This window comes from Gilliamella sp. LMG 34359, assembly GCF_984569085.1.
This window is the reverse complement of record NZ_OZ474906.1, coordinates 3,225,959-3,240,744: the sequence shown is the minus strand read 5'-3', so window position 1 is coordinate 3,240,744 and position 14,786 is coordinate 3,225,959. Positions and strand designations below refer to the sequence as shown.

At 35.0% G+C, this 14,786-nt stretch carries 12 protein-coding genes; 9 read left to right on the top strand and 3 right to left on the bottom strand.

Features of this window, described 5'->3' with window-relative positions; translation table 11 throughout:
- Positions 1-315: 315 nt before the first annotated feature.
- The 3 genes from AC5LXV_RS14775 to AC5LXV_RS14765 are packed head-to-tail and all read left to right on the top strand — an operon-like array spanning position 316 to position 3,796.
- Complete coding sequence (locus tag AC5LXV_RS14775) at positions 316-1,560, top strand: PqiA/YebS family transporter subunit (RefSeq protein ID WP_493466898.1); 1,245 nt, start codon at positions 316-318, stop codon at positions 1,558-1,560.
- A gap of 14 nt (positions 1,561-1,574) precedes the next feature.
- Positions 1,575-3,212, top strand: coding sequence for an intermembrane transport protein PqiB (gene pqiB / locus AC5LXV_RS14770; protein ID WP_493466897.1), 1,638 nt, complete (start codon positions 1,575-1,577; stop codon positions 3,210-3,212).
- Positions 3,212-3,796 carry an ABC-type transport auxiliary lipoprotein family protein gene (locus AC5LXV_RS14765; protein ID WP_493451981.1) on the top strand — a complete coding sequence of 195 codons (585 nt, stop codon included), beginning with the start codon at positions 3,212-3,214 and terminating at the stop codon, positions 3,794-3,796. Before pqiB ends, AC5LXV_RS14765 begins: the two co-directional genes overlap by 1 nt.
- Positions 3,797-3,854: 58 nt before the next feature.
- Here the strand turns inward: AC5LXV_RS14765 and pabB are convergent, their stop codons facing one another.
- A complete protein-coding gene (gene pabB, locus AC5LXV_RS14760; RefSeq protein ID WP_493466896.1) occupies positions 3,855-5,591 on the bottom strand; it encodes an aminodeoxychorismate synthase component I in 1,737 nt (578 codons plus the stop codon).
- A gap of 5 nt (positions 5,592-5,596) precedes the next feature.
- Complete coding sequence (locus tag AC5LXV_RS14755; protein WP_493466895.1) at positions 5,597-6,160, bottom strand: anthranilate synthase component II; 564 nt, start codon at positions 6,158-6,160, stop codon at positions 5,597-5,599.
- A 274-nt stretch (positions 6,161-6,434) separates the two neighbouring features.
- On the opposite strand from AC5LXV_RS14755, the gene manD (AC5LXV_RS14750) reads away from it, so the two are divergent.
- The 3 genes from manD (AC5LXV_RS14750) to AC5LXV_RS14740 all read left to right on the top strand — a co-directional run bounded on the left by manD (AC5LXV_RS14750) (position 6,435) and on the right by AC5LXV_RS14740 (position 10,731).
- On the top strand, positions 6,435-7,649 hold the full coding sequence (manD, locus tag AC5LXV_RS14750; protein WP_493466894.1) for a D-mannonate dehydratase ManD: 1,215 nt from the start codon (positions 6,435-6,437) through the stop codon (positions 7,647-7,649).
- A gap of 473 nt (positions 7,650-8,122) precedes the next feature.
- Positions 8,123-9,136: a 3-dehydro-L-gulonate 2-dehydrogenase gene (gene yiaK, locus AC5LXV_RS14745; protein ID WP_493466893.1), complete on the top strand. Its 1,014-nt coding sequence runs from the start codon at positions 8,123-8,125 to the stop codon at positions 9,134-9,136.
- 86 nt (positions 9,137-9,222) lie between these two features.
- Positions 9,223-10,731, top strand: a complete 1,509-nt coding sequence (locus AC5LXV_RS14740) for an MFS transporter (RefSeq protein WP_493466892.1) — start codon at positions 9,223-9,225, stop codon at positions 10,729-10,731.
- 116 nt (positions 10,732-10,847) lie between these two features.
- Here AC5LXV_RS14740 and AC5LXV_RS14735 read toward each other — a convergent pair whose 3' ends face one another.
- Entirely contained in the window at positions 10,848-11,039 is a 192-nt protein-coding gene (locus AC5LXV_RS14735; protein WP_493466891.1) for a hypothetical protein, read from the bottom strand.
- Positions 11,040-11,117: 78 nt separating this feature from the next.
- Here AC5LXV_RS14735 and manD (AC5LXV_RS14730) point away from each other — a divergent pair, with 78 nt between their 5' ends.
- From manD (AC5LXV_RS14730) to AC5LXV_RS14720, 3 genes are read left to right on the top strand one after another with little or no spacing between them, the layout of a single operon-like run.
- On the top strand, positions 11,118-12,332 hold the full coding sequence (gene manD, locus AC5LXV_RS14730) for a D-mannonate dehydratase ManD (RefSeq protein ID WP_110432747.1): 1,215 nt from the start codon (positions 11,118-11,120) through the stop codon (positions 12,330-12,332).
- Positions 12,333-12,350: 18 nt separating this feature from the next.
- Positions 12,351-13,367 (top strand): Zn-dependent oxidoreductase, encoded by a 1,017-nt coding sequence (locus AC5LXV_RS14725; RefSeq protein WP_493466890.1) that lies wholly within the window; start codon positions 12,351-12,353, stop codon positions 13,365-13,367.
- Positions 13,368-13,423: 56 nt separating this feature from the next.
- Complete coding sequence (locus AC5LXV_RS14720; protein WP_493460841.1) at positions 13,424-14,776, top strand: MFS transporter; 1,353 nt, start codon at positions 13,424-13,426, stop codon at positions 14,774-14,776.
- Positions 14,777-14,786: the final 10 nt, after the last annotated feature.

Here is a 14,786-nt window from a genome sequence, read left to right as displayed (position 1 = left end):
TTTATTAATTCTTTTCAGTAATTCCTTATTATCCAGAAGAAAAAACTATTTTCTTATTTAAAAAAGAAGGATTATAAAAGAACTGCTTTAAGAGGAGAGCTTAATCAAATTAAGCTAATTTAAAGAGGTAATACTTTCATAAAAAAAGACCATTTGATATGATGAACATCAAAAGTAAATTATAGTCATTATTGGTGTATCAAATTAATTGCCTCACAATATAACTTTACCATCATTGACAGTTTTCGATATCAAAATATTATGCTAATCATAAATATCTTTACCGCTTAGAATATAATCAAACGAAGGAATATAATGATCACCGATAAACAAGATTATGTACTATGTTCTCATTGTGATTTGGTCATCGAATTAGCTGATGTGGCAATCGGCCACAAAGCTATTTGTCCTCGCTGTAATACGACATTATTTAAAAATAATATCAATATGAAGTTTAGAGCAGCAATGTATGCGTGTTGCTCGATAATTATGTTGATTGTTGCTTGTGGTGTGGTTTTTATTGATATTAATTTAGTGGGTAATGTCAATGGGGTAAGTGTGTTAGATATCCCCAAAATCCTTTTTTTTGATAATTATAGTTATATTTCGGCGCTATTTGTTTTATTTGTACTAATCTTTCCATTGCTCAATTTGTCTATTATTGCTTTACTCTGTTCAAAGATTAAGTTAACCAAATACCGAAAACGAGATTTACTGATTGTTTATGAAAAATTTCAACATTGGTGTATGCCTGAAATATTCTTAACCGGTGTATTAGTTAGTTTCGTAAAACTAATGAGTTATGGCAGTATTGGTGTGACTAGCACATTTTGGGCATTTTGTTTATTCGTATTCTTCTATATTAAAGCCTTAGTTATATTTACACCTGGCAAAATTTGGAATGAAATTCATCGAAATAATTTTGCACTAAAACCATTAGAAGTTGCCATGACAGGGATTAGTCAAAATATAAAATTATGTCATTGTTGCCATGCAATTGTTCCGGTTGAGTATACTAAATGCCCAAGATGTAAACAAAAAAATCAAGTAAGAGAGCGGGATAAAATACAGTGGACCATTGCACTTTTAGTGACGTCATTAATTATTTATATTCCTGCTAATTTATTTGGAATCATGATAACAGTGGTATTTGGCTCAGCGTCAACTTCGACTATTATGGATGGCGTTATTTATATGTGGCAAGCAGGTGATGTACCCGTCGCGTTAGTTATTTTTGCAGCAAGTGTAGTTATCCCAATTTTAAAAATAATTTCGCTTAGCTGGCTGTGTTATTTTGCGTTAGCTGTAAAAGATAAGAATAAACATAATTGTTTAAAAATGAAGAAATTATATAATGCGGTAGAATTTATTGGTAAATGGTCAATGATAGATATCTTTGTGGTTTCTGTAGTTTGTTCTTTAGTTAGAAATCAACAAATGATGGGAGTTTACCCAGATATTGGCGTGTGTTTTTTCGCCACTGTCGTTATTATTACGATGATTGCATCCCAAAAATTTGATCCACGATTGCTTTGGGACAGAACGCCAACTCGAAAATGAAATCTAGGAATATTATGGCAAACTCAAGTAAAATAGCAAAAATAATTAAAATCAGAGCAATCTCTGCAATATGGATTATTCCTATAATTACAGCTATTGTTGGCTTATGGATAATCTATGCCCATTTTGCTGATCGCGGCACTACCTTTACTTTAATTGCCAATGATGCAAATGGCATTATTGCAGGTAAAACAGTAATAAAAAATCGTAGCGTCGATGTCGGTATTGTTGATGAAGTGACATTATCTGATGATTTCCAAAAAGTTGTCATAAAAGGTCGTATCTATAATGATATGGAACCATTATTAAAAAATGATTCAATATTTTGGGTGGTTAAACCCGAAATTGGCCGGGATGGCGTAACTGGTCTTGGTACTATTTTATCTGGGGTATATATTGAATTGGCCTCAGGCAATGATACCCATAGTTTTAAAAACAATCCATTTATTCTATCTGATAATCCTCCGTTATCTGATCCGAGTATCAAAGGAATTCGTTTAAACTTAGAAAGTGATCAAAGTGGGGTTGTTCCTCGTGGCGCCAAAGTGATGTTTCGTGGTTATCATGTAGGTAATGTTGAAACATCGCAATTTGATGTTGACGCTCGTAAAATGAAGTATCAAGTTTTTATTACCAAACCTTATGATGCTTTAGTTACCGAAAATGTGCGGTTTTGGAAAGAGGGGGGGATCAATTTATCATTATCTTCGCGGGGTGCAAGCCTTGATGTTCCTTCTTTAGATGTCTTAATGTCAGGAGGAATAAGTTTTGATTTACCGGATGGCGCTAAATTAGGTCAACCAGCGAAGCAACATGATGTCTATAAATTATATGAAGATAAAAAATCGATTCAAGATTCACAATATACTGAATATAAAGAATTCTTAATTATGATTACTGACTCAATTTCGGGATTAATCGAAGGAGCACCAGTTGAATATCATGGCATAAGATTAGGTACAGTAAGTAGAGTACCGTTTTACACTGCCGAAATGTTAAAAGAAAAATCAATACTAAATCAAAAAGTACCAATATTAATTAGAATTGAGCCTGACCGTTTATCTGAATTAGTTGACGATAAGATCGATATCGCGGCTTTAATAATGGAAGAGCAAAAAAATGGCTTAAGGGCATCATTAAAAACGTCAAATATGTTTACTGGGGCATTATTTATTGATTTAGATTTCTATCCGGAATTAAAGTCTAAATATGATAAAAAATTGGCTAATCAATATGGTTATAATATCATCCAAACTACATCAACAGGATTTGCACAAATACAAGCAAAAATCCTGCAGTTATTAGATAATTTTAATAATCTGCCGTTGAATAGTACTATAAGCCAATTTAATAAATCATTAGAATCAAGTGAACGATTAATGCAATCTTTAAATCAAATTATAGCAAGTAAAGAGATGCAAAATATGCCCAAAGATTTACAGAAAGCTATTCGTTCTTTAAACGAGACTATGAAAGGATTACAACCGGGTTCACAACTGAATACTCAAATGAATGAAAGCTTACAAAAAATTCAGCAAATGATGGATGAATTGACCCCTTTACTTAATACACTAAATAATAAGAGTAATGCATTGATCTTTTCAGCGCCAAATAAAAAAGATCAAGAACCAAAAGCCAGAGGTAATAAATAATGTTTAAATTAATTCAAAGCCTACAAATTATGCTATTGATGACATTATTCAGTGCAATAAATGGTTGTTCATCTGATGTACCGAATAAAAGCTATTTTCAATTGACCAGTAATTTGGCTAACCATGGTTCAACGATGACGCAATCTACTCATTATTTTATTTGGATTGAGTCGATTGAAGTGGCCGATTTTTTAAATAAATCAGGAATTGTTTTGCAAACCGATGATATAAAATATACCACGGCAACTAATCATCTATGGGTATCGGCATTATCTCAACAACTTGCCGAACGATTATCACAAGATTTAACGCAAATTATGCCTAATTATCTTGTATCGACAAATTCAATTACCACACCATCATTAACGGTTAAACTTTTTATTGATGGTTTCCATGGCAATTATAATGGTGATGCGATAATAACCGGTCGTTGGGTCATGACAGATAAGAGCGGTAAAATTGTTACTAAAGTTATTAAACGGCAAATTCCGCTTACAACAAATGGTTATGATGCTTTGGTAAAAGCTCTGTCCCAAGGCTGGCAAGATGAAGAGCTAGACTTTGCAAATTCAATTAAACATTAATTGTTATTAAACATTCCGTCAAAAGAGTGACGGAATGTTCTCGGTGCTCAATTGCAGATCACAATAACTGTTGTTTCAATTTATTCAATAACTGATTTTCAATCTCAACCCAACCTCGTACACTATTAATAAACGCGATTTTATCGGCTTGTAAAATATCTTTTTTGATAATCGTTTTCTCGATGAGTTGGTGACTATTCAAATAATGCTGTCGCATCGTACCAGCAAGCAATCCAGAGGTAATCGCTGGTGTTAGCCACTTATCATTAATGAGTAATGCAATATTACCATTTACAAACTCAGTGATTTCATCATATTGATTATAATTGATATATTCTTGACCTGCGGCTAATTGAGGAAAATGTTGGCGATTAGTTGTTTTATGATAAAGAAAAACATTTTCCTTATCGACACATGTTGCTGCCCAAGCAAGTTTATCAATTACTATTGGATTGGTAAGTAAATCGATACTTATTTCCGGTTGTCCATTTTTAGGTTGTAGCAATCTAATTTTATATTTTCCTGAAAAATGAGTTTTTGCCAAATCGGTCAACTTCTGTTTGATGGCTTGAACATTGCATGCAAAATCAAAATAGGTTGCTGAAGCCAATAATCTGTCTAAATGCATATCCAGTAAGACCAATTTGCCATCTTCAAGCAATAACGTTTCAATAATATATTTAGGTGTCGACAAAGTTCGATTTAAGATAGCAGTTTTGGCTAAAATCTCATTATATTCATCATCGGCGGTTGAATCCCATGTAATGCCACCCCCGACGCCATAATTCAACTGTTGATTATGGATAGTCAAAGTACGTATTGGAATATTAAAAACAGCCTTTTTCATAGAAGGTTCAATATAACCAATTGTGCCACAATAAACGCCGCGCGCTGAGTTTTCAATATTACTAATAATTTGCATGGTACTTGATTTAGGAGCACCAGTAATTGAACCGCATGGAAAAAGCGCTTGAAATATTTGATATAAATTCACATTTTCTTTTAAGTTTCCTTGAATAGTCGAGGTGAGCTGCCAAACTGTTGGATATTTTTCTGCGGTAAATAAATGTGGAACAGTTACCGAACCGGGCTTTGAAATTTTACTTAAATCATTACGAAGTAAATCAACAATCATCATATTTTCAGCCAGATTTTTCTCTGACATTAACAACTTTATTTGTTGTTTATCTTGGTTGGTATTTAAGCCTCGAGTTACTGTTCCTTTCATCGGTTTAGTCGAGATAGTTCTATCTTCTAATTTAAAAAATAATTCCGGAGAGATAGATAAAATATGATAATTTTCAAATTCAATATAAGCACAGTAATTAGCATGATTATTTTTTTGTAGAAAATGATAATAATCTTTAGGATTGCCATTAAATGGTGCATTGAATTGAATGGTAAAGTTGGTTTGATAAGTATTACCTGATTCGATTTGGGCGCGAATATAATTAATTTTTTGTTGATATTCATCAATATTGGTGTCGCTAGACAACTTCAAAGATTGTGGTGTATATTGCTCATTATTGGATATCGTCGTATAGTCTTCAAAAATACCAAATAACAGCAGAGGTAAACCCTGATTTGACGTTGGGAGTATTTTGGTTTTATTTGACTCGTTAAAGCCCATAGCGCTTTCATAAGCAAGGTAACCGCAAGCGTAGTAACCTTGTTGTATGAATGCTTCTATCTCCTCAATATATTTTTTTATTGAACAATGATCAGAGGACTTTATAATTTTTATTGGATCACAAAAATATTCATGTTGCCCTTCAAAATCAAAATAAATTTTCATGTTCACTACTCGCTAACAAAATTGCTAATCATTTTTAAACCAAACTCTGTTTTAATTGCTTCAGGATGGAATTGCACTGATTCAATCGGAAGTGTCATATGACGCAATCCCATAATTAATCCTTGCTTATTAGTCGCAGTGACTATTAATGGTGATTGCTTTGCTGAATTTTCTACAATTAACGAATGATATCTTACAACCGACAAAGGATTTTTAATTCCAGCAAATAAGCCTTGCTCATCATGAATAATTTCATCAACTTTGCCATGCATTGGTATAGGTGCTTTAACTATTTTGAAGCCAAAATATTGCGCAATCGCTTGATGGCCTAAACAGATCCCTAGTATTGGACAATGCTTTGCAAAGGTCTGAATCGCTGACAACGATATTCCGGCATTTTCTGGTCGGCCTGGTCCCGGAGAAATTACCATTTTAGAGAATGATAATTGCTTTAGTTCATCAATAGATTTTTCATCATTTTTGATGACCATAACATCGGCACCAGCACGGCAAAGGTAATCATAGATATTAAAAGTAAAAGAATCGTAATTATCAATTAGTAGAATCAAAATTATATCCAATGCTTATTCTTTAATAGCAGTCTAGATGAGAAATGTGACCGACGATTCTATTATAAAAAGGCATAGCACATAAAGTAGTTTATACCAAGGGTGCCAAAAACCTTACTCCTCAAATTTTTTAAATTTTGCGAAATTGGCTTTGTGAAGATAAGTTAAGCAAAAAATTTAATTTTAGGGATCGAAATTATAAATAAAACTGGATATACTTGTATGGCAGATTAATTATAATTATTTTTGTTACCTAATATATAAGAGAAATTCAATGAAAATCGTAAAAGCAGAAGTTTTTGTGTGTAGTCCAGGAAGGAACTTTGTCACATTAAAAATCACTACAGATTCTGGTGTATATGGAGTAGGTGATGCGACACTCAACGGACGAGAGTTATCTGTCGCATCATACCTCAAAGATCATCTTTGCCCACAGTTAATCGGTCGAGATGCTAGTCAAATAGAAGATATCTTTCAATATTTTTATAAAGGAGCTTATTGGCGTCGTGGGCCGGTGACTATGTCGGCGATATCGGCCATCGATATGGCGCTATGGGATATCAAAGGTAAAGTTGCCAATCTGCCACTTTATCAATTATTGGGCGGTGCTTCACGTACCGGCGTTATGGTCTATTGCCATACCACAGGTAAGGATATTGAAGAAGCGCTAGATGATTATGCTAAACATAAAGAGATGGGCTTCAAAGCCATTCGTGTTCAGTGTGGAATACCGGGAATGAAGACCACATACGGTCAAAGTAAAGGTAAAAACTTAGCTTATGAACCGGCTACTCGAGGTAATTATCCAGAAGAGCAATTTTGGGCAACCGATAAATACCTTGATTTCACACCAAAATTATTTGAAGCAGTAAGAAATAAATTTGGTTTTAATGAACATCTATTGCATGACATGCACCACCGTTTAACGCCAATTGAAGCTGCGCGTTTTGGTAAAAGTATCGAAGATTATCGCCTATTTTGGATGGAAGACCCAACACCAGCGGAAAACCAAGAGTGTTTCCGTTTAATTCGCCAACATACCGTCACGCCAATAGCGGTTGGTGAAGTATTTAACAGTATTTGGGACTGTAAACAGCTAATTGAAGAGCAACTTATTGATTACATCCGAACCACCATAACCCATGCTGGTGGTATTACACACATGCGTAGAATTGCCGATTTTGCCGGACTTTATCAAGTTAGGACAGGTTCACATGGACCATCCGATTTATCACCAATCTGTCATGCAGCGGCACTTCACTTTGATATGTGGGTACCTAACTTCGGGGTGCAAGAGTTTATGGGTTACTCAGAGCAAATGTTAGAAGTTTTCTCGCCTAACTGGACCTTTAATGATGGTTATATGCATCCAAGTGATAAACCAGGTTTAGGAATCGATTTTGATGAAAAACTGGCAGCAAAATATCCATACAACCCTGCTTATTTGCCAATCGCGCGTTTAGAAGATGGCACTTTGTGGAATTGGTAAAATTTGCTAAAAGAAATATTGCTTTAAACTAATAGATATAGATAACCGTTTTACATGCGTAATGTAAAACGGTTTTTTTCACTTAATCATTGTTTTCTTGATCTAGTGGTAGATTAAAACTACCAGAGGGAATAAACAATTATATCCAATGTTGGTGTAACTATTTATAACTATGGACGATATCCAACTGTCAGCTGTTTTTATGTCCATTATCTATTTTTAACTCTCCTTTATTCGTAGCCAACTCTTGAAAGTGTTTTTCTTAGTTTTTTGTGAGAATGTTCACAAAACCAATCAACCCTACTTGTATGGTAGTATATTTTATTATATTTTTTCTACATTCAATCAGCATTGACTCTATTTAATAAAAATCACAATAGACGTTTTATGAATCTTTTTAGATTGAATTATTAAACTCATCAAAACTAAATATTAATAAAAGCTTTAACCGGCTGTTTTTTAAGGATACAAAAATGCAAAAAGTAATATTTCAGGATATGAAAGCGACCATCAAAAAAGCATTTCTTAATGCAGGATTATCAGAACAACAAGCGGAAATATGTGCACAAATACACACTGAGTCTACTTCTGACGGGGTTTACTCCCATGGATTGAATCGAGTAGCACGTTTTGTTGATTATGTTAATAAAGGTTGGGTAGATATTAAAGCTCAGCCTAGTCTAGTTAAATCACTAGGCGCACTTGAAGTTTATGATGGGAATCAAGGGATAGGAATAACAAATGCACTATTTGCTTTAGATAAAGCAATTGAATTAGCTAAAAAACATGCTGTTGGCATTATTGGATTACGTAATACAACTCATTGGATGCGTGGTGGAACTTACGGTTGGAAAGCGGTAGAAAAAGGATTTGCTGCAATTTGTTGGACGAATACCGAATCATGTATGCCGGCATGGGGCGCAAAAAATACCCGATTAGGTAATAACCCATTCGTGATGGCAGTGCCAAGTTTAAATGGTTCAATCGTTGTAGATATGGCGATGTCACAATATGCCTATGGTAAGCTTCAAGTTACTCGCTTAAAAGGGGAGAAACTTCCGTTTCCTGGTGGTTATGACAAAGATGGCAATTTAACTGATGAGCCAGGACCAATAGAAGAATCCATGCGAATTCTACCAACTGGATATTGGAAAGGGTCAAGTATGGCTATCGTACTAGATGCAATGGCGGCACTTTTATCGATGGGTAATCCAACTAATGAAATTGATAAGATTCAAAAAGGAAGTTGTACCGGCGCTAGTCAAATTTTTATGGTATTTGACCCTTCTCAATTGGGAGGAAAAGAATTTAATGAACAGATGGTAACAAGCATTACTCAATATGTTAATACCTCAACCCCGGCTGAAGGGCAAAAAGCTGTTTTTTATCCAGGTGAGTTAGAAATAAACACTCGTAAAGATCATTTAACCAATGGTATACCTGTTGATAGTGAAGTGTGGCGTGAAGTTGTTTCATTAGCAAATTAACTGCAATCAAACTTAATAATTAAAAAAAACAATTAACTAATTATTAAGTTTTTGCTAAACCAAGAATTCATTAAAAAGGAAAAAATATGAATAACGCGGTTAATAAAAAGAAAAAAGTAACGATTCCAATCGCTATCGGCTATGGTCTAACGGATATTATGGGCGGTGGTGCTTTTACCATCATAGGGGCATGGTTACTTTTTTTCTATACCACCTTTGTAGGATTAACACCTATTGAAGCGGCATCTATTGTGGCAATTGCGCGAATAGTTGATGCGATTGTCAGCCTTTTTATGGGCAGTTTCACCGATAACTTTTATAAATATAAGTTAGGACAAAAATTTGGAAGAAGACGGTTTTTCTTATTAATTGGCTCCCCTCTTATGTTGCTTTATGTTTTACTTTGGGTAACCGGGATGAATTATTGGTTTTATTTAACGGTATATTTAGTCTTCGAAATCGTTGCCGCTATTGTGTTGATTCCTTGGGAAACATTACCGTCAGAAATGACCAAAAATTATAATGATAGAACCAAATTATCTACTGGTAGAATGTTTTTATCTGCTAGTGGGACTTTTTTAGCAACATTAGTACCAGGTATTTTAATTCACTATTTTGGTGAAAATAATGCTTATGCCTATTTTATTAATGGACTTTTCTTCTCGGTTATTTTTGCTGTCTGTGTATTTATTTCATATAAAGTGACGTGGGAAAGAGAGCTAACTCCAGAAATGTTGAAGCATCAACAGCAAGGCGTGAACAAAAAAAGTTTTTCTGAGAAAGTGATGGTTGTAAAACATCTAGTTAAAGATTATTTATCCACATTTAATATTCGAGCTTTCCGTAGACATTTAGCTATCTATTTATTCTCATTTACGGCAAAAGATATTTTTAACACTGTATTTGTCTTTTTTTGTGTTTATTGTTTATGTGTCTCCTCGTCATTTGCTGGTGGATTGTTATCGTTAAGTATTATCGGGTTACCAATAACATTATTGGCTGGTGTTGCAATGGTAAAATATGGTCCGGGAAGACTGTATATATTCTCTTATACAACAATGATCATCTGTATCTTAGGTTTTTACGCTGTATATATAGTCGATCCTTCATCCAAAATCTGGTGGTTATATATTTTGGCTATTTGTTACCAGGCCGGTCGTTGCATTTTAGAATTTACCCCATGGAATGTTTTTCCGTTTATTCCTGATGTTGATGAAATGCTAACTAGACAGCGTCGAGAAGGTTTATATGCGGCTGTTATGACATTTGGTCGCAAAACCACTGTTGCTATTGCCACGTTTATCGTGGGATTGATTCTACAAAAAGGTGGATTTGTGCAAGGTAGTACTCAACAAAGTGCTGAAGCGATAAATACTATCAGTATATTATTTGTTGGTGGAACAGTTGGTTTATTATCAATTGCATTGATTTATGCATTAACTTTTAAGTTAAATAAGCAGACTCACACAATTTTAGTTACAGAAATTGAACGTTTAAAAAATAATGGCTCGAAAAGTGATGTTTCGCAACAGACTCGTAAGGTTGTTGAAAATCTCACCGGTCATAAATATGAAAGTTTATGGCGAGATAAATAATACAAACTTTGCAGTGATCAACAAATATAAGCTTACTGCAAATTAAGTAATTTATACGATTTTATTTTTAATTCTACAATTATTAATACCTTTTCTAGTAAAAGTGTCGTGTTGATTCAATACGACACTTTTTTATCTATAACCGTCACATCAATATTAATCTTGATAAATTTATTTAAGGTTAATTCAATAACATTATGATAATTATTAATTTTATTAAATTGTTTATCATTTTTGCCATCTATGGCGAGAACATCGGCTAATCCGTAATTTTTTGCGATATTTTTTGGTAATGTGATCTTACTCACAAAAACATACTAATCTACTTGTATGGTAGTATTTAATCGTTTAATTTGATGCGGCATAAATCATAAATGAGGTATTCAATGAAAATCGTAAAAGCAGAAGTTTTTGTGTGTAGTCCAGGAAGGAACTTTGTCACATTAAAAATCACTACAGATTCAGGTGTATATGGAGTAGGTGATGCGACACTCAACGGACGAGAGTTATCTGTCGCATCATATCTCAAAGATCATCTTTGTCCACAACTAATCGGTCGAGATGCTAGTCAAATTGAAGATATATTTCAATATTTCTATAAAGGTGCTTATTGGCGTCGTGGGCCGGTGACTATGTCGGCGATATCGGCCATCGATATGGCGCTATGGGATATTAAAGGTAAAGTCGCCAATATGCCACTTTATCAGTTATTAGGTGGAGCTTCACGTACCGGTGTTATGGTTTATTGCCATACTACTGGTAAGGATATTGAAGAAGCGCTAGATGATTATGCTAAACATAAAGAGATGGGCTTCAAAGCCATTCGCGTTCAATGTGGTATACCGGGAATGAAGACCACATACGGTCAAAGTAAAGGTAAAAACTTAGCTTACGAACCGGCTACTCGAGGTAATTATCCAGAAGAGCAATTTTGGGCAACCGATAAATATCTTGATTTCACACCCAAATTATTTGAGGCAGTAAGAAATAAATTTGGTTTTAACGAGCATTTATTACATGACATGCACCACCGTTTAACGCCAATTGAAGCAGCGCGTTTTGGTAAAAGTATCGAAGATTATCGCCTATTTTGGATGGAAGACCCAACACCAGCGGAAAACCAAGAGTGTTTCCGTTTAATTCGCCAACATACCGTCACGCCAATAGCGGTTGGTGAAGTATTTAACAGTATTTGGGACTGTAAACAGTTAATTGAAGAGCAACTTATTGATTACATCCGAACCACCATAACCCATGCAGGTGGCATCACGCATATGCGTCGAATCGCCGATTTTGCCGCACTTTATCAAGTTAGAACCGGCTCACACGGGCCATCGGATTTATCACCAATCTGTCATGCAGCGGCACTTCACTTTGATATGTGGGTACCTAACTTCGGAGTGCAAGAGTTTATGGGTTATTCCGAACAGATGTTAGAAGTTTTCTCACCTAACTGGACCTTCACTGATGGTTATATGCATCCAAGTGATAAACCAGGTTTAGGAATCGATTTTGATGAAAAACTGGCAGCAAAATATCCATATAACCCTGCTTATTTGCCAATCGCGCGTTTAGAAGATGGCACTTTGTGGAATTGGTAGATTATTAAAGGAGCATATATGAAAAGTATCGTTGTTAAAAAACCAAATGAACTAGTAATCGAAGAACGTGAAGTTCCTCAACCAGCCAAAGGCGAAGTCAGAGTCAAAGTAAAACTAGCTGGTATATGTGGTTCAGATAGTCATATCTATCGTGGACATAATCCATTTGCAAAATATCCAAGAGTAATCGGACATGAATTTTTTGGCATTATTGACGAGGTTGGTGAAGGCGTCGATCGTTCAAGAATTGGTGAACGGGTTTCGATTGATCCGGTAATTAGCTGTGGATGTTGTTACCCTTGTTCGGTGGGTCGACCTAATGTTTGTTCATCGCTAACTGTTTTGGGGGTTCATCGTGATGGTGGCTTTAGTCAATATACAACAGTCCCAAGTAACAATGCCTATACGATTCCTGATGACATCTGTGATGAATTTGCTGTAATGATTGAACCATTCACTATCGCCGCTAATGCAACAGGTCACCTAAAACCGACAACAGATGATATTGCATTAATTTATGGTGCAGGTCCAATGGGGCTAACGTCGGTACAAGCACTAAAAGGTGTTTATCAAGTAAAACAAGTTATTGTTGTCGATCGGATTGATGAGCGTTTAGCTATGGCACAAACAAGCGGTGCAGATCTCGTCATCAATAATTCACAACTTTCATTAAAGGATGAATTAGAAAAACGCAATATTAAACCAACGATTATTATCGATGCGGCATGTCATCCAACAATTTTATCAGAAGCAATTGCTATTGCCTCTCCGGCGGCAAGAATCCTGATAATGGGCTTTTCTAGTGATCCTTGTCAAATTACTCAACAAGGAATAACCAGTAAAGAGTTATCTATTTTTTCTTCCCGATTAAATGCCAATAAATTTCCAGTGGTTATCGAATGGTTGAAGAAAAAATTGATCGACCCTCAAAAGTTAATCACACATCAATTTGATTATACACAAGTAGTTCAAGCCATTGAAACCTTTGAAAAAGATCAGAAACAGTGTTGTAAGGTTCTATTAACCTTTAGTTAACACAGAATAAATCTGGTGAATAACTTTTTAGATAAAATATTAAAAGAGAGAAAAGTATGAATGTTATAGGAAATAAGAATGAAAGGGATACTTCGGATTTAGTTAAAGCCGCAGTATCCGGCTGGCTGGGAACCGCTTTAGAATTTATGGATTTTCAATTGTACTCTTTAGGGGCGGCATTAGTTTTCCATGAAATTTTCTTTCCAGAACAATCAGCAATTATGGCATTGATTTTAGCTATGGGGACTTATGGTGCCGGTTATGTGGCTCGAATCGTTGGCGCTTTTGTTTTTGGTCGCATGGGTGATGCAATTGGTCGTAAAAAAGTACTATTTATTACTATCACTATGATGGGGATATGTACCACGCTTATTGGTGTATTACCAACTTATGCGCAAGTAGGAATTTTGGCACCATTGATGTTGGTTGTTTTACGTATCATCCAAGGATTAGGAGCTGGTGCTGAAATTTCAGGAGCAGGAACGATGCTTGCTGAATATGCGCCAAAAGGCAAAAGGGGAATAATTTCTTCATTAGTCGCAATGGGGACTAACTGTGGCACACTAAGTGCAACAGCAATATGGGCATTTATGTTCTTTTTATTAGATAAAGATCAATTAGTTGCCTGGGGATGGCGTGTTCCATTTATTGCAAGCGTGGTGGTTATGATTTTTGCAATTTGGTTACGAATGAATTTAAAAGAAAGCCCAGTATTTGATGAAGTCAATGATACGGATGAGCCAAAAAATAATAATAAAGCCACAAAACATATCTCATTAATTGAAATGTTTAAAAGTAAATCATTTTGGTTAGCTACCGGATTACGGTTTGGTCAAGCTGGAAACTCTGGTTTAATCCAAACTTTTTTAGCGGGATATTTAGTACAAGCATTATTATTCAATAAAAGTATTCCGACCGATGCAATCATGTTTAGCTCAATAGTTGGGTTTTTAACAATTCCTTTCTTAGGTTGGTTATCTGATAAGATCGGTCGTAGAATTCCTTATATTATATTGACTTTGTCGGCAATTGTACTTGCCTATCCAATGTTATCTATCATTGTCGATATAAATCATTCTGTAAATACTATTACATTATGTTTGATTCTCATTCATAATATTGCCGTTTTAGGTTTATTTGCCCTTGAAAACATTACTATGGCCGAAATGTTCGGTGCTCGTAATCGATTCACGCAAATGGCAATATCTAAAGAAGCAGGAGGTTTAATTGCAGTAGGATTTGGCCCAATTTTGGCCGGAATTTTCTGTAAAATGGTTGATGATTGGTGGCCAATTGTGGCTATGATTATTGTTTACTCTTGTATTGGTCTTGTTTCGGCGATTCTTATGCCGGAGGTAAAAGATCGTGATTTAGCTGACCTAAATGACGCAGCAGATAGTAAAAACTAAATGGAAAAAA